The sequence below is a fragment of the Rickettsiales bacterium genome, assembly GCA_029252805.1.
Classification (GTDB): Bacteria; Pseudomonadota; Alphaproteobacteria; order Rickettsiales; family JALZUV01; genus JALZUV01.
In genome coordinates this window covers 17,438-36,272 of record JAQXAR010000015.1, presented here as the reverse complement: position 1 = coordinate 36,272, position 18,835 = coordinate 17,438, and the positions used below count along the sequence as shown (strand labels likewise).

22 protein-coding genes are annotated in these 18,835 nt (G+C 49.0%); 6 read left to right on the top strand and 16 right to left on the bottom strand.

The annotated features are described in order from the left end of the window. Window positions 1-43: 43 nt before the first annotated feature. A complete protein-coding gene (locus P8P30_02880; protein MDG1286491.1) occupies window positions 44-625 on the bottom strand; it encodes a DnaJ domain-containing protein in 582 nt (193 codons plus the stop codon). A 51-nt stretch (window positions 626-676) separates the two neighbouring features. Here P8P30_02880 and P8P30_02875 point away from each other — a divergent pair, with 51 nt between their 5' ends. Then, on the top strand, window positions 677-943 hold the full coding sequence (locus tag P8P30_02875) for a BolA family transcriptional regulator (protein MDG1286490.1): 267 nt from the start codon (window positions 677-679) through the stop codon (window positions 941-943). Here P8P30_02875 and P8P30_02870 read toward each other — a convergent pair. The 15 genes from P8P30_02870 to purM form a co-directional block, all read right to left on the bottom strand. Next, a complete protein-coding gene (locus P8P30_02870) occupies window positions 940-2,247 on the bottom strand; it encodes a nucleotide sugar dehydrogenase (protein MDG1286489.1) in 1,308 nt (435 codons plus the stop codon). The genes P8P30_02875 and P8P30_02870 overlap by 4 nt on opposite strands. Before the next feature lie 85 nt (window positions 2,248-2,332). Then, complete coding sequence (locus tag P8P30_02865; GenBank protein ID MDG1286488.1) at window positions 2,333-4,171, bottom strand: sodium:proton antiporter; 1,839 nt, start codon at window positions 4,169-4,171, stop codon at window positions 2,333-2,335. Window positions 4,172-4,260: 89 nt separating this feature from the next. Then, window positions 4,261-5,655, bottom strand: a complete 1,395-nt coding sequence (locus tag P8P30_02860; GenBank protein MDG1286487.1) for an ATP-binding protein — start codon at window positions 5,653-5,655, stop codon at window positions 4,261-4,263. 57 nt (window positions 5,656-5,712) lie between these two features. Then, window positions 5,713-6,255, bottom strand: coding sequence for a Maf family protein (locus tag P8P30_02855; protein MDG1286486.1), 543 nt, complete (start codon window positions 6,253-6,255; stop codon window positions 5,713-5,715). Window positions 6,256-6,343: 88 nt separating this feature from the next. Then, complete coding sequence (infA, locus tag P8P30_02850; GenBank protein ID MDG1286485.1) at window positions 6,344-6,562, bottom strand: translation initiation factor IF-1; 219 nt, start codon at window positions 6,560-6,562, stop codon at window positions 6,344-6,346. Between the two features lie 66 nt (window positions 6,563-6,628). After that, complete coding sequence (locus tag P8P30_02845) at window positions 6,629-7,099, bottom strand: UPF0262 family protein (protein ID MDG1286484.1); 471 nt, start codon at window positions 7,097-7,099, stop codon at window positions 6,629-6,631. Next, window positions 7,092-8,390, bottom strand: a complete 1,299-nt coding sequence (gene hisD, locus P8P30_02840) for a histidinol dehydrogenase (protein ID MDG1286483.1) — start codon at window positions 8,388-8,390, stop codon at window positions 7,092-7,094. The genes P8P30_02845 and hisD overlap by 8 nt, the downstream gene beginning before the upstream one ends. Beyond that, window positions 8,383-9,039, bottom strand: a complete 657-nt coding sequence (gene hisG, locus P8P30_02835) for an ATP phosphoribosyltransferase (GenBank protein ID MDG1286482.1) — start codon at window positions 9,037-9,039, stop codon at window positions 8,383-8,385. The genes hisD and hisG overlap by 8 nt, the downstream gene beginning before the upstream one ends. Continuing rightward, the gene (gene murA / locus P8P30_02830; protein MDG1286481.1) at window positions 9,040-10,296 is read right to left on the bottom strand and encodes a UDP-N-acetylglucosamine 1-carboxyvinyltransferase; all 1,257 of its coding nucleotides are present in this window, start codon (window positions 10,294-10,296) and stop codon (window positions 9,040-9,042) included. Between the two features lie 50 nt (window positions 10,297-10,346). Continuing rightward, window positions 10,347-10,913: a dCTP deaminase gene (gene dcd, locus P8P30_02825; GenBank protein MDG1286480.1), complete on the bottom strand. Its 567-nt coding sequence runs from the start codon at window positions 10,911-10,913 to the stop codon at window positions 10,347-10,349. A 4-nt stretch (window positions 10,914-10,917) separates the two neighbouring features. Next, window positions 10,918-11,460: an NAD(P)H-dependent oxidoreductase gene (locus tag P8P30_02820; GenBank protein MDG1286479.1), complete on the bottom strand. Its 543-nt coding sequence runs from the start codon at window positions 11,458-11,460 to the stop codon at window positions 10,918-10,920. An 18-nt stretch (window positions 11,461-11,478) separates the two neighbouring features. After that, window positions 11,479-12,744, bottom strand: a complete 1,266-nt coding sequence (locus P8P30_02815; GenBank protein MDG1286478.1) for an aspartate aminotransferase family protein — start codon at window positions 12,742-12,744, stop codon at window positions 11,479-11,481. 64 nt (window positions 12,745-12,808) lie between these two features. Further along, on the bottom strand, window positions 12,809-13,270 hold the full coding sequence (locus P8P30_02810) for a 23S rRNA (pseudouridine(1915)-N(3))-methyltransferase RlmH (protein ID MDG1286477.1): 462 nt from the start codon (window positions 13,268-13,270) through the stop codon (window positions 12,809-12,811). Next, window positions 13,267-13,845 carry a phosphoribosylglycinamide formyltransferase gene (gene purN / locus P8P30_02805; GenBank protein MDG1286476.1) on the bottom strand — a complete coding sequence of 193 codons (579 nt, stop codon included), beginning with the start codon at window positions 13,843-13,845 and terminating at the stop codon, window positions 13,267-13,269. The genes P8P30_02810 and purN overlap by 4 nt, the downstream gene beginning before the upstream one ends. Next, on the bottom strand, window positions 13,838-14,896 hold the full coding sequence (gene purM, locus P8P30_02800; GenBank protein MDG1286475.1) for a phosphoribosylformylglycinamidine cyclo-ligase: 1,059 nt from the start codon (window positions 14,894-14,896) through the stop codon (window positions 13,838-13,840). Before purM ends, purN begins: the two co-directional genes overlap by 8 nt. Window positions 14,897-14,952: 56 nt before the next feature. Between purM and P8P30_02795 the strand changes: the two genes are divergently transcribed. The 5 genes from P8P30_02795 to P8P30_02775 are packed head-to-tail and all read left to right on the top strand — an operon-like array spanning window position 14,953 to window position 18,823. After that, window positions 14,953-16,041 (top strand): DUF2066 domain-containing protein, encoded by a 1,089-nt coding sequence (locus tag P8P30_02795; protein MDG1286474.1) that lies wholly within the window; start codon window positions 14,953-14,955, stop codon window positions 16,039-16,041. Between the two features lie 6 nt (window positions 16,042-16,047). Next, complete coding sequence (locus P8P30_02790) at window positions 16,048-17,118, top strand: AI-2E family transporter (GenBank protein ID MDG1286473.1); 1,071 nt, start codon at window positions 16,048-16,050, stop codon at window positions 17,116-17,118. Beyond that, window positions 17,118-17,789 (top strand): hypothetical protein, encoded by a 672-nt coding sequence (locus P8P30_02785; GenBank protein MDG1286472.1) that lies wholly within the window; start codon window positions 17,118-17,120, stop codon window positions 17,787-17,789. The genes P8P30_02790 and P8P30_02785 overlap by 1 nt, the downstream gene beginning before the upstream one ends. Before the next feature lie 20 nt (window positions 17,790-17,809). Beyond that, window positions 17,810-18,325 (top strand): response regulator, encoded by a 516-nt coding sequence (locus P8P30_02780; protein ID MDG1286471.1) that lies wholly within the window; start codon window positions 17,810-17,812, stop codon window positions 18,323-18,325. Window positions 18,326-18,328: 3 nt separating this feature from the next. Then, window positions 18,329-18,823 carry a hypothetical protein gene (locus P8P30_02775; GenBank protein MDG1286470.1) on the top strand — a complete coding sequence of 165 codons (495 nt, stop codon included), beginning with the start codon at window positions 18,329-18,331 and terminating at the stop codon, window positions 18,821-18,823. The last annotated feature ends 12 nt before the right edge of the window (window positions 18,824-18,835 follow it).

Below are 18,835 nucleotides of genomic sequence, written 5' to 3'. Positions count from 1 at the left end.
GATAAGGGGTAAGCCTTGAGATGTAAACCCCACGGTGCATTACTTAATGTTCATCTACCGCTGTCATAATAATAGCATACGATTCCGTCACACGTTTAAATCGATCTTCGGCAGTCGCCTCTTTATTCACATCCGGGTGATACTTCTTCACTAATTCTTTAAAGCGAACCTTCACATTATCTTTCGTGACCGGCCAATCTAGCTCCATAAAACGAAGAGCCTTGGTCACTTCGCTATTAGGAGCTGGAATACGCGCCGCCATTTCATCCACCGTAGCGCCGCTACCGTTAAATACATCGCCAAACTTACCCGTGAAACTTTCGTAGAGTTTATCAGCGGTATAATTGCCAGCTTTCTCCCGCGCCCAGGTCGGGCGGTGATCGGTATCAAAATTATCCCAGTAGATTTCGATTTCCATTTCAGACATGCCGTCAAAATAGTTCCACTGTTTATTATATTCGCCTGCATGGGCTTGGCAAAAACGGTAATAATCCTTTGCAATCGGGCTATAGCGCGATTTAGGTGCACGATGCTCCCCCGGCTTTTCACAACCAGGCATATCGCAATCAGGGTGCTGTTCTTCCTTAGAAGGAGTCCAACGCGGGGAATAGACAGAAGGAGGCATAGGCCGCCATTATAGGCTGGCAATCGGCAGCAAAACAAGCAATAACAAAGCATGAGCACACGAATTGAACGATTGACCGAAAGCTTGCAAGCATTAGCGCCTGCTCACTTGAACATTAAAGATGACTCTGCCCGTCATGCAGGCCATGCCGCCATGAACGGTGTCGAGGGCGAAGAGACGCACCTCGTTATCGAAATTACCTCGGCTCAATTCGCAGGGAAATCACGCATTGAATGCCATCGCATGGTGCAAAAAATATGCAGCCCAGAGATGGACTCTGGACTGCATGCATTACAGATTAAAGCGATCGCTGCTTAAGCAGCCGCCTTATCTTCAGATACGCTTTCACGTACAGGATTAGGAGAACTCTCCTGCACCAATTGAGTCAAATCAACCATCGGCTTATCGCTCTCTAGCTCATTATAGGTTGGAATATTATGCATCTTCACAAGCACATCCACCTCTGACACAAGATTTTGCAGAGATTTCATCTCAAGCTTGCCACCGTTACGGTACGTCTCTAACTGCTCACCCGGCTGATAGCACACATCATGCGCAATCACTTCAATGCCAGCGTCACGCAATTTAGGTGCCACATAAAGCGATGGCGCCTCACGTAAATCATCGACATGCTCTTTAAAAGCAACGCCGAGGAGGCCCACTTTTTTAGCACCCGTCGCGATAATCGCTTTCACGCCTTGGTCAATTTGCTCTTCGTTACTGTCCATGATCGATTTCACAATCGGCAAATCAACACCATGCAAATCTGAGAACCAGCTAAGCCCGCGAACATCTTTCGGCAAACATGAACCACCGAATGCAAAGCCCGGACGCAAATAATGCGAGGAAATATTCAGCTGCGTATCGGCCAAGAAAATCTTAATCGTATCGTCGACATTTCCGCCGAAGGCTTTCACGGTACGGCCAATTTCGTTACCAAACGCGACTTTCAATGCGTGCCATGTGTTATCGACATATTTAGCAAATTCACCCGTTTCAACGGTCGTACGAATACGCTCGCCATTCACATCCTTATAAAGATCTTCAATCGCTTGCGCTGCAACAGGCTCTTCCGCACCGATCACAACACGACCTGTATCGAAGAAATCTTTAATGGCCATTCCTTCACGTAAAAACTCAGGATTTGAAGCAATATAGAAATCCGCACCCGCTTTGAGGCCAGATTCGCGCTCAATGACCGGCGCCAGACGATTACGCATCGTTCCCGGTGGAACGGTTGAGCGCAGTACAACAACCGTGCCCTTCTCCTGCATCCCTTTAAACGCTTTACCGAGCGATAGCGCGACCGCATCAAGGTAAGACAGATCAGGAGAACCTGATTCTGGCGTTGGCGTTCCCACTGCAATCATCACCACACGGCTATTGGTCACTGCATAATCAAAATCGGTAGTTGCACGAAAGGTTCCGTTATCAATGATCTCTTCAATCAGCTCATTCACCCCCGGCTCAACAAATGGAGCTGTCTTGGTGTTAAAGGCCGCAACACGGTTTTCATCAATATCTACACCGATAACCTGAAAACCTTGCTTGGCAAAACAGGCACCTGAAACGGTTCCCACAGGGCCAAGACCAATCATTGCAACATCATATTTTTTCGTCATTACGTCTCCATAGCTAAGGTAATTTATTAAAATTCGTTAATACTAATACAGATTTGTTAACTAATTTGCAAGTATTCGTTGCAAACTAAGCTTTATCGGCCTTGTCCGAAGCCTTACCTACTTTCGCCTTCGCCTGCGCCGCTTCATCCTCATGCACGAGCGATATCAGGGTAAAATCGGTATTATCTTTACCTTTTGCCCGTTGATCAATTTGGCGCATGGCACCGTTCTTGGTGTTAATCAAGAAGAGTGGAATTTGACTTCCCTCCTCCTCATCATGTTGCTCCAGGGAATATTCATCGGTCAGGTTAATCGCTTTCGCGCGCCAACCACGCATGGCCTTACCAATAAGCTCTGTCAATACATGCCCGCTACCAATGACCGGCCCTTTTAAACTATGATCAAATTGATTCGTCGGAGCACCATCCTTATCAAGCTCCACATCAATATGGAACACCCGGTGACGACCAAATAAGTGAATATAGTTGGCCCCGACTAGCGAGTTGTAGGCCACATTCGAAGTGGCGAGCACGAGGTAACTATATTGCTCCAAATCCAATTCGTAATAGGCTTCTTCGGATAAGATTTCGCCGTAATGCACAGGGATATCCGCCATACGCGGCTGTTTAAGCTGGTGCCAATTCGTATCGGCAATCAAGACCGGCATTTTTTGACGTTGGAATACTTTCGCAAGCTCCACCGAAAAGGCGTTACTCCCAACAATCAGTACACCATGTTCATGCTGCGCCAAACCAAACCGTTTCGCGAGCCATCCCATTGAGAACCCATGCAACGTGACCGTCGCAAAGATCATCAGGAACGTCACCGGCAAGATAGCCTCTGCCCCGGCATACCCCGCCTCCATCAATTTAGGCGCGACTAAACCTGCCGTCACCGCACATACAATTCCGCGCGGCGCAATCCAGCCAATGAATATCCGCTCCTGAAGACTCATATTACTGCCAATCGTCGCCAGGTAGACTGAAAGCGGACGGGTGACAAAAATCGCTAAGGCCACAAAGCCAATCGTGCCATAGCCAAGACTTGTCATCATCTCGAACTTCAGCGTCGAGGAGATAAGAATAAAGATCACGCCCACGAGGAGAATCGCGATATATTCCTTAAAGCGCTTCGTATCATGATAACTGGCAAATTTGGAATTCGCCAAAGCGATACCAAAGGCCGTCACCGCAATTAAGCCGCCCTCTTTTTGAATTTCATCACTAATGGCAAACAGGAAAATCACCATCGTTAGAATGACCGGCTGCTTGAGATATTCCGGCACAAAACCACGCGTAAAGGCAATCTTCAATACATAAGCCGCGCCCACACTAATCGCAGCAATTCCAGCCACAATCACCAAGAAATTCAAGCTCGTAAAGACTGCACCTGCTGTCGTATCAGCACTTGAATACACCAGAAACTCATAAGCAAAAACCGCCAATAGTGCCCCTACAGGGTCATTCACAATTGCTTCCCATTTCAGCATCGAGCCAACTTTTGGCTTCACTTTATTCTGCTGCAAAAGTGGCATCACCACCGTTGGCCCCGTAATCGTAAACAGCCCGGCAATCACACAAGAAAGTCCTAGCGAGAAATCAGCAACATAATACGCCGCCAGCACATTCAGCACAAAATTGATCGGCGTTGAAACCAGCAACATCCGCAAAGTCCCGCCCTTACTCTCGCGCAACCCTTTAAAACTTAAATGTAGCCCACCCTCGAAAAGAATAATCGCCACACAAAGCGCAATCAGGCCAAAATAATAGGTACCCAGTGTTTCCTGCGGATCGAGCACCCCAAAAACTTCGCCCAACAAAATCCCTGCAATGGCATACATCACAATCGCCGGGAAGGTGTAACGCCATGAAACAAATAAACAAACAAGGCAAAGCAGCAATAAAGCCGATACGGAGAGAAGCATAAAAATTCTTCTGTTATTTCAATTGCGTCGAAACTGCCATTTTTGACCCAAAAGTCAACTTCTAGGCGCATATTATCGGTGGATAACTCTTACTCACTCAACGGAATATAGACGTGGAAGCTACTGCCTTCGCCGACAACGGATTCCACCTTCATCACCGCGCGGTGACGCTGGAGGATATGTTTTACAATCGCAAGGCCAAGCCCCGTTCCGCCGACTTTTCGGGTACGCGCAGAATCCACACGATAAAAACGCTCAGTTAGGCGTGGCAGGTGCTCTTTGGAGATCCCCTCGCCTTCATCACGCACGGTAATTTGCATCGCGCGCTTGGTTTGCACGAAATGCGGATCACGCGGCAAGTCAGAGGTCACACGGGCTGTCACCAACACTTCACTACCGTCATTACCATATTTAATCGCGTTTCCGATCAGGTTATGCAGCACCTGTTTCAATTCATTTTCTTCACCGCGAATCTTGGGAAGGTTTTCCGCCACATCCACTTCAATCGTGATATTTTTCTGCTTGGCCGCCCATTCAAAATGGTCTCTCTCATGCCTAATCACACGACTAATTTCGACCGCGCTTACCGGCACCGTATGCGCATTCATCTCAATTTTGGAGAGACTCAAGAGATCGGTAATCAGGTTCTTCATCCGCTCCGACTGCTCTGCCATCATGCCTAAGAATTTCGGATGCGCCTCCATATCATCTTTCGCAGGCCCTTGCAGAAGCTCGATCAACCCAGCGATTGACGTGAGAGGCGTTCGAATTTCGTGACTCGCATTGGCAACAAAATCGGCGCGCATTTTCTGAATTCGCTTAAGCTGCGTAATATCATTGAGCGTGATAATTACCGCCATCCCGCCCTTGGACGCAATCGGGAAACGTTCGATAATAGCATGAATATCTTTCGGCTCAGGCTCGGCGATATGGAAATCTACCTCGCGCCCTTTAAGGCTCTCCACCACGGTAATGACCGCGTTGATTAGCACATCGCTTTCAAAAATATCACTCAGGTGCTTGCCTGCTAAATTCTGCCCGAACATCAAGCGCGCCGAACGATTCGTACGCACAATGCGCAGCTCCTCATCCGTCATAATCAGCATATCCGGCAGCGTATCGACCAGAATCTCACGCTCGGTAATCACCGATTCCATCTGCTGCTTCTTTTCCTGCCAATTACGCTGTAGCTGTACAAGCGCAGATGATAAATCGCTGGAGATATTCAACACGCCCAAATCCGGCGCTTTGGTTTTCTTATCTTGGCTCAAATCGCGCACATAATCGGTCAGCGCCGCCAGATTACTCAAAATCGGCTGCACCATAATCCCTGACAGCAAAAGCACAAAGCCATAGCCCAATAGAAAATGCACCAAACCAATCTCGTCATTGAGCAACAAAACCAAAAACACCACCAACACCGGAATCGAAAGGATCACCAGCGTGCGGAACAAAGTTTTCAAGGACAAAGTCGGACGGGACATAGCTCTATGATAGGTTTTCAGAATAAGTTGTCTAGCGCCCAGTATGGCGAAATGTTGCTAAGAACTCGTTAATAGCGAAAGCGTCTCACTTAGCGGCAATCCGACCACAGCGCTATAGGATCCGTTGATCCACGGCACAAAGGCGGCGCCGCGGCCTTGAATGGCGTAGCCACCGGCTTTTCCTTGCCATTCATTCGAGGCGATATAGTCCGTAACTTCTTGTTCCGATAGGCGCTTGAACTTGACGTGAGTCAGTACCGTTTTGCAACGGCCATTCACACAGATAGCAGTATAGACACGGTGTCTGCGACCGGAGAGCAGCTTTAGAAACTCGCGTGCTTGGGTTTCATTTTCGGGCTTACCTAAAATACGGCTTCCGCAGGCAACTACGGTATCAGCCGCCAGAACGGTCGCGCCCTCACGTTGAATTGCGGCGCATTTCTCTTTCGCCATGCGCGCAACATAGGTGACAGGGCGCTCACCTTTGAGCGGCGCTTCATCAATTTCGGCGGGAATAATTTCATCTGGCTCAATCCCTACCTGTCGGAGCAACTCCAACCGACGCGGACTAGCGGATGCTAAAATTAAGAATTCTGACATAAAACATTCCTAAAATCTCAAGGATAGATTGGCAAGGCCAATCCGCCGTTAACGGCGTAAAGCTGCGCGCCACTTGAGCGCCCCAAAACTACTTGTGACGGAAGGTGATGCGGCCTTTGGAAAGATCGTAAGGTGTCATTTCGACCGTCACTCTATCGCCTGCAAGTACACGGATACGGTTCTTACGCATCTTGCCTGAGCTATGCGCTAATACTTCATGCCCATTTTCGAGCACCACACGAAACATCGTATTGGGTAGAACTTCTTCCACCGTTCCTTCAAATTCGAGTAGTTCTTCTTTAGCCATAAAATCCGTATTCGTTGTTTAATCTTTGAGGCTTAGTAACGCAAAGCTAGGCGTTTGGCCAGTATCTTATTTTAAATGCAGAATACAAATAAGAGTAAAAATACGACGTGCGGTGTCCAAACACACCTCAACTTGGCTCTCCAAGCTGCTAATCAGCATCTCTGCCCCCTCATTATGCACGGCTCTACGCCCCATATCGAGCGCCTGAATTTTCTCAGGCGTATGAGTCGAAATACCATCGCTATAGGCCTCCCACATCATAAAATAATCTTTAATAAGTTTGCGAAACGAACGCATAGAGAGGATAATCGTTTGCCCCTCTCCTTCATCTGCATTCGATTTCACGCTCATAAAGAGCCGTTGATCGACCGACGAAAGATGCAGCTTATAAGGCCCTTTGCCTTTTAGCTCATGCGGTTTGAAGCTATTTTGATGCAGCAAATCCGTGATCGCCATCTCACGTTCATGTTTAATCTCGGGGTTGCGATAGCGGATCGTCGCTTCATCCAACGTCACCTCAATAATCGACTCAGTCATTGCTTAACCTGCACGCTAGTGAGAGTGCATGCGCATCTAACCCTTCGGCCTCGGCCAAAAGGTGCCCTGCTTTGCCGGCGCTCTGAATCCCTTGCAGCGTCGCCTCAATCAGCGAGTGGCGGTTCAAGAAATCGTAAACCGATAGGCCCGAGGAAAAGCGCGCCGTGCCGCCCGTTGGCAACACATGGCTTGGCCCTGCGACATAATCTCCGAAAGCTTCCGGCGTATGACGACCTAAGAAGATCGCGCTGGCATGAGACAAATCATCCGACACTTCACGCGGATTATCAATGGCGAGTTCCAGATGTTCCGGCGCAATCGCATCCACCACAATTTTACATTCCCGCACCGATTCAATCAGAATCACCGCGCCATAACCCTCCCAACTTTTACGAGCAATTTCTGCTCGCGGAAGGGTTTGTAATATCTGTTCCACCTGCTCGCAGACGCCATCCGCAAAGACCGCATCATCGGCAATCAGAATCGCTTGTGACTCCTCGCCATGCTCGGCTTGCGAGAGCAAATCGGCCGCTATCCAACGTGGATCATTTTGGTTATCCGCCACGACGCAAATTTCTGAGGGCCCAGCGACGGAGTCGATCCCGACCGTACCAAATAACTGACGTTTTGCCTCTGCAACATAAGCATTACCGGGCCCAACAATCTTATTGACTGGCGCCATCGAATTCGTTCCGTAAGCAAGTGCAGCCACTGCTTGCGCGCCACCCATTTTGTAAACTTCCGTCACACCCGCCACTTTAGCTGCCGCCAGAATAATCGGATTCAACTCGCCCTTCGGTGCAGGCACGACCATCACCAAACGCTCAACTCCTGCCGTGCGCGCGGGCACAGCCGTCATCAGAACGGAGCTTGGATAAGCCGCCCGACCGCCCGGCACATAAAGCCCAACCGATTGCAGGGGTTTAAATTGCCAGCCTAATTTATTGCCATCACCATCATCGTAAAACGCATCTTCGGGCATTTGCATCGCGTGATAACGCGCAATACGTTGTGCGGAAAGCTCCAACGCATCGATCAGCGCTGCATCACATTGCGCGTAGGCGGCATCAATCTCTTCCGGCGAAACACGTAGCTCGCGCGCATCCGATACGGTAAGCTCATCCCATTTGGCTGTATAATCAACCACTGCAGCATCGCCGCGTGACTTCACGTCCGCCAAAACCTCCGATACGACTTTAGACACCGGCGCAAAATCCGCTTCACGGCTATCCAAAAAATCCGCTAGTAATTCACCGAAAGAATCATCCGAAGCATCAAAGAACCTAACCATCTAACGCCTCAGCGAATTGGTCAATCAAGCTGCGCACACGTTCACCATCCGTTTTATAAGCAGGACGGTTCACAATCAGGCGGCTAGATACTTCCATAATGGTTTCAACTTCGACCAAGCCATTGGCAACCAACGTACTACCCGTTTCAACAAGATCAACGATGCGTTTACACAGCCCCAAACTCGGCGCTAATTCCATCGCACCGTTGAGTTTAATACATTCTGCCTGCACACCGCGCTTCGCAAAATAACTACGCGTAATATGCGGATATTTCGTGCCTACACGAATATGACTCCAGTTTTGTGGGTTCTCATCTTTCGCTTCATCTTCGAGCATCGCCACACTCATACGGCACTTCCCAAGATCTAAATCGAGTGGGGTATACAAATCTGGATAATCAAACTCCGCTAAAACATCGCTTCCCCCAATGCCCAACTGCGCGCCACCATAAGCCACAAAGCTCGGTACATCAAAACTACGCACACGGATGATATCAAGTTCTGGCACATTTGAGGCAAAACGCAACGAGCGATCCTTCGGATCAAAAAACTTCGCTTCAGGCTCGATACCCGCACGCTTAAGCACCGGCAAAAGCTGGCTTAGAATGCGCCCCTTAGGAACGGCGAGGATGAGTTTTTTATCAGTCATTTATGCTATACGCTCAATCGTCGCACCTACATTGGTGAGTTTTTCTTCTAAATTTTCATAGCCGCGATCGAGGTGATAGACACGGTCAATCACCGTCTCGCCTTCAGCAGCCAGTGCAGAGATTACCAACGAAAGCGATGCACGCAAATCTGTCGCCATCACTTCTGCGCCATGCAGGCTATCGACGCCACGGATAATAGCAGAGCGACCTTGCACCGTGATATTCGCACCCATACGGGTTAGCTCCGGCACATGCATATAGCGGTTCTCGAAAATATTTTCCGTAATCATCGACGCGCCATCTGCACGTGAAAGCAACGCTGTCATCTGCGCCTGCATATCGGTTGGGAAGCCTGGATAAGGCTGAGTCATAATATCTACACCCGTAAGGCTCGCCCCTTCAATCGTGATCGAATCCTCATCTGCTTCAATATTCACACCCGCTTCGATGAACTTCTCCAATACGGACCCAAGGATACGCGATTGAACATTTGTCAACTTCACCTTACCGCCGGTAATCGCAGCGGCGGCAATAAAGCTGCCCGCTTCAATACGGTCCGCCACCACGCTATGCGTCGCACCGTGTAGTTCTTTTACGCCCGTGATCGTGAGGGTACTGCTACCAATACCCTCAATCTTCGCGCCCATCGCCACCAGACATTCAGCCAAATCGGTAATTTCAGGTTCACGTGCAGCATTGCGCAGGAGCGTTTCGCCTGTCGCCAGGACAGCAGCCATCAGCGCATTTTCCGTCGCGCCAACCGATACCGTTTCAAACGCTATCTCAGCGCCTTTCAAACCTTCGGGAGCAGAGGCGATAACATAACCGCCTTCAAGTTCGATCTTCGCACCCAGAGCCTCCATCGCCTTGAGATGCAAATCCACCGGACGCGAGCCAATCGCACAACCACCCGGCAACGACACTTTCGCTTCGCCGAAACGCGCAAGCAATGGCCCTAATACTAAAATACTAGCACGCATGGTTTTCACCAACTCGTAAGGCGCCGTATAATTTTTCACACGATCGGACTGGAAGGTCAGCGTGCTACTGGCCCAATCCTCTTCAACGAGCGTTCCGTGCTGGCGTAACAGCGTCACGATGGTTTCTACGTCTTTGAGCTTAGGTACATTTTTCAGCACCAATTTGCCTGCCGTCAACAAGCCAGCTGCAATTAACGGTAAAGCTGCATTTTTCGCACCAGAAATCGGGATTTCCCCGTTAAGCGGATTCCCGCCAACAATTCGAATTTTATCCATAAGCCGTTCTTAAGGGGTGTTATCCCAAATTTCCACCTAAACCTGCGGATTTAGCTCGCTTTTTCGACCTTTGGAAGCGTCACGCCTGTTTGACCTTGGTACTTACCTTTACGATCTGCGTAAGAACGCTCACACTCACTCGCGCCCTGTAGGAACAAAAACTGGCACGCGCCTTCATTGGCATAGATCTTCGCAGGTAGCGGCGTGGTATTCGAAAATTCGAGTGTCACATGGCCTTCCCACTCAGGTTCTAAGGGCGTTACATTCACAATAATACCGCAACGCGCATAGGTGCTTTTACCGAGGCAAATCACCATCGTATCGCGCGGAATGCGGAAATATTCAACCGTCCGCGCCAGTGCGAAACTATTGGGCGGAATGATACAACAATCGGTTTTGCGATCGACGAATCCTTCGCTCGAGAAATTCTTTGGGTCAACCGTCGCCGAATCAATATTGTGGAAAATCTTAAACTCATCCGACACACGCGCGTCATATCCGTAAGAAGACAGGCCGTAAGAAATCACATTCTCACGCTTGAGTTCTTCAACAAACGGCTCAATCATTTTATCTTTTTGGGCACGTTCACGAATCCAGTGGTCAGGTTGTATGGGCATCTCGTTACGCCACCTTTTCTTGGTTGGAAATAGATTGAACAGCACGCATCAATTGATCCTTGAGTTCGCCGCTTTTTAGCACGCCTGTTTCAACATCAAAATTATCGTAGAAACTTGGAATCGACAAGCTCGCCTTCACATCGCCTGCGAAATATTTAGCAGAATCTGTGGCGGAAGCCAGCACGCTACGCGCGCCACCCGGCCCAGGCGATGTTGAAAGCAGGATGAGTGGCTTTTGCTGAAATACCTTCTGATCAATACGAGAGCACCAATCGAACAGATTTTTATAAGCCGCTGTGTAAGAGCCGTTATGCTCTGCGAAGGAAATAATGACTCCGTCACTCTCACCTATCTTAGCAAAGAAATCTTGCGCTAACTGAGGCTTACCCAGCTCCGCTTCTTTATCTTCGCTAAACAGGGGTAGCTCGTAATCGTTAATATCCAGCACCTCAACTTCTGCCCCTTCCAAAAGGTTAACAGCGTAAGTCACTAGTTTTTTATTGATCGATTTCGAGCTGCTACTCGCAGCAAATGCAACTATTTTCATATTCTTTACCTTAAGCGATTAAGCCGCCTTCTTTTGTTGCATATAATGACGAAGCGCTTCAGAGAAACGGTTTAGACCCTCAGCCAACTCTTCCTCAGTGATATTGAGCGGCGGCAAGATACGGCATACATTGGGCCCCGCTACCAGCACCATCGCGCCATGCAGGCGCGCTTCTTCCATAATCTCACCAGCTTTGCCGTGAAATTCAGGAATCAACTCAGCGCCAATCATAAGACCAAGCCCGCGCACTTCGGTAAAAATACCCAACTCGTCTTTCAAGCCATTAAGGAAATCAAACGCTTGTTTACTACGCGCCGCAACATTGGCTTCCATCTCAGGGCTGCTGATAATTTCAAGCGCTTTGCCCGCAACGGCAGTCGCCATCGGATTACCACCAAACGTCGAGCCATGCGAGCCGAAGCTGAGTGTATCCGCGACTTTATCGCCGACAAGCAATGCACCAATCGGGAAACCACAGCCAAGGGCTTTCGCCAAGCTGACAGTGTCAGGCACGCAACCTTCTTCATGCCAATGGCTAAATAATTTACCCGTACGCCCCATGCCACATTGCACTTGGTCGAACATCAAGATTGCACCGACTTCGTCACATTTCTTGCGGAGGTAATTGAGGAAACCTTTTTTGAACGGCACGATACCGCCCTCGCCCTGTACGGGTTCTACCATGATGGCGCAGGTTTTTTCAGATACAACCGCATCAACCGCTGCTTCGCTATTAAATGCATCGGCGTAAACAAAGCCGCCCGGCATTGGCTCAAAACCTTCGTGATATTTAGGCTGCGCCGTCGCCGTTACTGCACCCATCGTACGACCATGGAACGAGCCTTTAAACGTCACAATCTCGCGATGTGATGGCGCACGCCCTTGGCTCGTCGCATATTTACGTGCCAGTTTAATGCCCGCCTCGTTCGTTTCAGACCCTGAATTTGTGAAAAGCACACGTTTGGCAAATTTAGACTTTTCTACCAGCTGCTTAGCAAGTTCTACTGTAGGCTCCGTAAAATAAACATTCGACGTATGCCAGATTTTATCGACTTGCGCGTGCAGCACTTTAACCAGCTCAGGATGCTGATGGCCAAGCGCCGTAACCGCAATACCGCCACCAAGATCAACATATTCATTCCCATCTTTATCCCACACACGAGCGCCTTTACCGTGATCAAGAATCATACGGCGTGGCTTATAGTTCGGCACAAAATACTCGTACCCCTGATCCACCAAAGCTTCTGATGCGGGAGTAATTTGATTATGTTTAGGGTCCGTCATGAGGGGGCATCCTTCTTTTTATTCTTAATTATTTCCCGCAGAGTAGCAGGGTTTTTTTACTTTTCTAGTCCCGATGATACGGATGGTTGCTTAAAATCGAATAAGCACGGTAGAGCTGTTCGGTCAGCATCACGCGCACCATCTGATGTGGCCAAACCATTTGGCCAAAAGCTAACTTCATATCACATTGGTTTAACAACGACTTATCGAGCCCATCAGCCCCGCCGATGAAGAGCGCGATATCGGTCAAACCCTCATTTTTCCAATCGCCTAATTTTTGGGAAAATTGCGGGCTGGTAAGGGGCTTTGCGCGCTCATCCAAGGCGATTTTGATTTGTGCGCCACTTGCAGCATCTAACAGCAGTTCAGCTTCCTCCGCCATACGTTGCGCGGTTGGAGCATTGGGCTTTTTCGGTTCTTTTTCGATCACCTCTAACTGCCATGGCAGTTGTTTTTGATAACGGGCAATCGCGGAGGAAAACTCCCCTCGTCGATCCTTGCCGATCGCACAAATGCGTATTTTCACGCCAAACCCAAAGCCGCTTTCAGCAGCGCTTTTGGATAAATTTCATGCTCTTGAAGCTTCACGCGCGTGGCGAGAACTTCCGGCGTATCGTCTACTAAAACCTCAACCGAAGCCTGATCAATAATCGGCCCAGCATCTAGCTCCGGCACGACCCAATGCACCGTACATCCGGCCTTTTTATCTCCGGCTTTAATCGCACGGGCATGCGTATTTAACCCTCGATATTTGGGGAGTAATGACGGGTGGATGTTGAGCATTTTACCTTCCCAGACACGCACGAAATGATCATTTAAAATGCGCATAAAGCCGGCAAGACAAATGAGCTCAATGCCCGCCTCTTCTAATGTTTTATGAATTGCCGCCTCAAATTGCGGGCGAGTTTCATACTCTTTATGCGAGATCACTGCTGTAGCGACCCCCGCTTTCTGCGCACGCGCTAATCCGCCCACACCTTCTTTATTCGAAATAACCAGAGCAATCGTTGCCGGATAGTCATTCGCTTTCGCCGCATCAATCAATGCTTGCAGATTACTACCGTCACCTGAGATTAAAACGGCAACCTGCTTTTTACGCATTGTCGCTTTCTTCCAAATAACGCACGCCGCCCTCAGCACCAAGAACGACTTCGCCGATGCGGAATACTTTTTCGCCCGCTGCTTCCAACACACGCTGTATTTTCTCTGCATTTTCTTCAGATACGATCAACACCATGCCAATCCCAGCATTAAAGGTTTTCAGCATCTCTTCTTGCGGAAGGGCTGCAACCAACTCCAGCCAGTTAAATACAGGCGGACGCTCCCAACTCTTTGGATCAATCTCTGCGACGAAACCTTTCGGTAAAATACGCGGGATATTCTCGGTCAAGCCGCCGCCCGTAATATGTGCCAATGCTTTCACGCCACCCGTTTCAATTGCCTTTAAGCACGACTTCACATAGATGCGCGTTGGCTCCAACAAAGCCTCCGCCATAGTTTTACCTTTCGCAAACGGTGCTTCGCTATCGTAAGAAAGCCCCGAACGCTCCATCACCTTACGCACGAGCGAGAAGCCATTGGAATGCACTCCGCTCGACGAAATACCGAGCAGCACATCACCGCCCGTCACACCGGGAACTGGCAGCAGGTCATGACGCTCCACCGCACCGACAGAGAATCCGGCCAAATCATAATCACCAGCACCATACATGCCCGGCATTTCAGCGGTTTCGCCGCCAAGCAATGCACATCCTGCTTGATGACAGCCTTCTGCTATGCCGGCGACAACGCTCTCTGCCACATCGACAGATAATTCACCTGTCGCGAAATAATCGAGGAAGAATAACGGCTCAGCACCTTGCACGATCAAGTCATTCACGCACATTGCGACAAGATCAATACCGATCGTATCATGTTTATTCGCGGCTTGAGCGATCTTCAATTTTGTGCCAACCCCATCGGTTGCAGACACCAACACAGGATCTTCATATTTGGTTTCCTTAAGGTCAAATAAGCCACCGAAGCCACCAATACCGCCCATAACACCTGCACGGCTCGTTGCCTTTGCGAGAGGTTTAATGCGATCGACTAAACGATTACCTGCATCAATATCGACACCAGAATCAGCGTAAGTTAAGGGAGTTTGGGACATTGTTTTTCGTTTCATTTATTGTAAGGTGGCGCGCATTATGGCAAGGTTGGATTAGTATGCAAGAGTTGCTCGTTAAGATATTCGTTATTTTTTGCGCCTTAGGCGCTTTTTCTGCTCAAGCAATTGAGGTGGAAGTTAAAGTATTCGAAAAAGGGGTGAATGCGATGGAAGCGCGTTCCAAAGCCCTTGCCAATGCGGAAAAGCGTGGGTTCGCCGCGCTTGTGAAGCAAAAAGCACCGGATCGTGCCACTCAAATCATGCAAGATTATAAAGGCTACAACATTAGCCAATATATCTTGGGCTATCATGCGAAGAAGGAAGTCGTCACCGATACCTCTTACCGTGCCGTGTTAGTTTTGGACTTTGACGATCAGTTTGTCACTAACGCGCTACTGCAAACCGACTCCACTCAAGCCGCGAAGAAAAACACGCCTGAAGATGAACCTCCCACAGTCGGCAATGCCGTTTTATTGTTACCCGTCCTTCGAGGCCCTAAAGGGGTCCTCCTTTGGGAACCAGAGAATTTATGGCGCCGATACGTCAATGAGATGATCCTGCAACGTGGCAGCGGCCAGTTCGTGGCTCCTTACGGTGACCCAACCGATAAATTAAGCCTCAGTGCTAGCAATGTGACCACAGCCAATTTCTCGCGCCTCGCCCCTCTGGCCAACCGTTATGGCGCCAACCGCGCCTTAATTGCTATTTTGCATGAACGCGGCGTGAATGGATTCGGCCTTACCTTGCGTGAAATCTCTCCTCGAGGTGACACCTTAGAAATATCGCATATCGAACCAGAAGCCGACTTAACAGCAGGGCAACTATTGCGTAAAACCGCAAAAAGCCTGATCGATGGTTACCTCAAAAAGCAAGAAAGGGCCAATGCTCCTGAGCAAGCCCTCGAAGAGCAAGTGCACGAGATCGAAGCGCGCATCACGCTCAACAATGCCCGCGATTGGGGAGATTTACGCAGCCGCCTACAAAATATTGCAGTGATTGATGATACGCAGGTACTGGGCGCCGATGCGAGCGGGATGACATTAAAGATTACCTTCCGTGGCGCGCCGAAAGAATTTGGCCAAGCTTTAATCAATAATGGCGTAAGCGCGACACAAAATAATGATCAACTCTGGTTAGCACTAAGGTAACGAATCATGGCTAAAGCAAAAACGACTCCTGAGAGCCTACTATCACGCCGCCTTCTCTTTTGGCTGCTCATCACTCTTCTATTTTTTGGCTTTCTGTTCCTCATCCGCGATATGCTATTGCCTTTTATCCTTGGTATACTCATCGCTTATTGCCTCGACCCTGCGGCGGATAAGCTAGAAAAATGGGGCTGCTCACGTGGCATTTCCACTTCCATCATCACGGTTCTTTTCTTTGCGGCATTGACCATCATTATCCTCGCACTCGCACCAACACTCGCTAAACAAGTGAGCGGCTTACTCGCCGATATTCCTAGCTATATCAGTATTTTGCAAGGCAGCTTGATAGAACAAGTCGGCAAGCTCCCCATCCCCATCGATTGGGAACATGAGCTGGATACAAAAGCCTTAGTCGAGAATATTATTTCGGACGGGAAAGGACTCGCCGCACGCCTTGTTCAATCGGGCATGGCGCTGATCAATATGGTTTCTTTGCTCGTTATAACGCCGGTCGTTTCCTTCTACCTTTTGCGCGATTGGGACAAGCTCGTTAAACAGCTGGATACCCTACTACCACGCAATCATGCCGATATCATCCGCACTCAGCTGCAAAAGGTTGATGAGACTCTCGCCGGGTTCATCCGAGGGCAATTTAACGTGATGCTGATTCTCGGCATTTTCTATGCGGGTGCCTTACTTTTCGCAGAACTCAAATATGCCGTCATTATCGGCCTACTTTGCGGCTTCCTTATTATCATTCCTTATATTGGCACCCTCATTGGTGGGATTCTTTCCACCGGTATCGCCTTCATGCAATTTGACGATTGGCACTCGGTCGCCATCGTTGCAGGAATCTTCGTTATCGGACAAGTGCTTGAAGGATACGCCCTTACCCCTAAGCTTGTGGGTGACCGTGTTGGCTTGCACCCTGTTTGGATTATCTTTGGCATGCTCGCCGGTGCGAGCTTATTCGGCTTTGTCGGCATTTTAATCGCCGTTCCTGTCACGGCAATTATCGGCGTTTTAGTCCGTTTTGCGATTGAAGAATATCAGGATAGTCATTTCTACAAAGGCAACTGATGAGTCAATTACCGCTCGATATTTCGCTCCCCCCTCGCTATGCAGAGGATGACTTTCTCGTTGCCGAGTGCAATCAAGCCGCTTGGAGTGCACTACAGCAATGGGATAAAGACTCCCTGGCTTGCGGCCTCATCAAAGGCGCCAAGTCCAGCGGCAAGACGCATCTTGCACATATCTGGGCTGACCGTAACAACGCAACGGTTATCGAAGCAGCAACGCTTATAAACAATAGCGAACCTGAGAAGCTCTTCACCGCACATAACACGCAGAACCTCGCCATTGATAATGCGCAAATGATCCCGGATGCTGCAAGCTTATTTCATTTACTGAATTTCCTACAAGGAAACACGCATTATCGCTTATTGCTAACCGTCGATACGAGCGCCTGCTGGGATCATTTTACGCTGCCTGACTTGCGCTCACGCTTACAAGCATTGCCGCAAACAGAAATTCACGAACCTGACGATGCATTGCTTAGCGCCCTACTCGTCAAGTCCTTTCAGGATAAGCAGGTCGCAATCTCCCAAGCCAGCCTCACCTACCTTATTCCACGCATCGAACGTAGCTTTGATGGGGTCAAACAGGTGATTGACGCATTAGACAAGCACGCTATCGCAAAAAAGCGACCTATTACACGTGTCTTGATTCAGGAAGTATTGACGAACCCCTAGCTTTCTGAAAGCTTAGGGTCATGCCTGAAATTGCAGATTATTTAAAACATATTGATATCCTCATTGCGGACCCGGATGAACGCATTCGTAGTTTGGTGCGCGATGTGCTCGTTAACTCTGGATTCACCAATGTGATTCAAACCAATAACGGCAAAGAAGCCATCACTCGATTACGTGAACAAAATATCGATCTCCTCATCACTGACTGGCGTATGGCTCCCGTTAATGGCATGCAACTCATTGATTATCTGCGCGCTGATAAAAGTTCACCTAACCCTTATCTGCCAATCATCATGCTAACAGGCCGCGCTGAACGCAAAGACGTCTCCGCCGCGCGCGATATTGGCGTCACGGAGTTTCTCGTTAAACCTTTCACTGCAAAAGCTCTCTATGAACGCCTCGTGATGGTGATTGAGAATCCACGCAGTTTCATTATATCGAATGATTACCACGGCCCGGATAGACGCCGTCGTACTGACATTCCTCCTACGGGAATTGATCGCCGTAAAAACCCACCCATCAATGGCGGAGGTTAAGTTATGCCTGATAAAGAACCCGCAAAAATGATTCGCCCGCCTAATAAAATTAAGCAAAAAATGGGGCCTGCCGCCAATGTTCGAGACTTATTAAAACCTGAGAATATTGAAAAAGGGCAGAGAGTGATTGACGCTCATAAGGAGAGCTTTCTAGAATGGGCACAGGAAGATATTGATGTTCTCACTCAAAAACTGAGCGAGATTTTAGCAACACCGATGACGACTCAACATTTGGAAGCGATCATCAAAAGCGGTGAGCATTTGCGCGATCGTGGCGGCACATTTGGCTATGAACTGATCTCGAAAATTGCGAAATCATTAGTCAATTACTGTGCAACAATCCAGAGCCCATCTCCTGAGCATGCCATTGTCGTCAGCAAACATATTGAAGGCCTCTCAACCGTGCTTAGAGGCAGAGTTGAAGGCAATGGTGGTGCGATTGGTGTAGAGCTGTTACAAGGATTGAAACAGCTTACTGACAAATACACTGGAAACTAATCCTAGACGTTC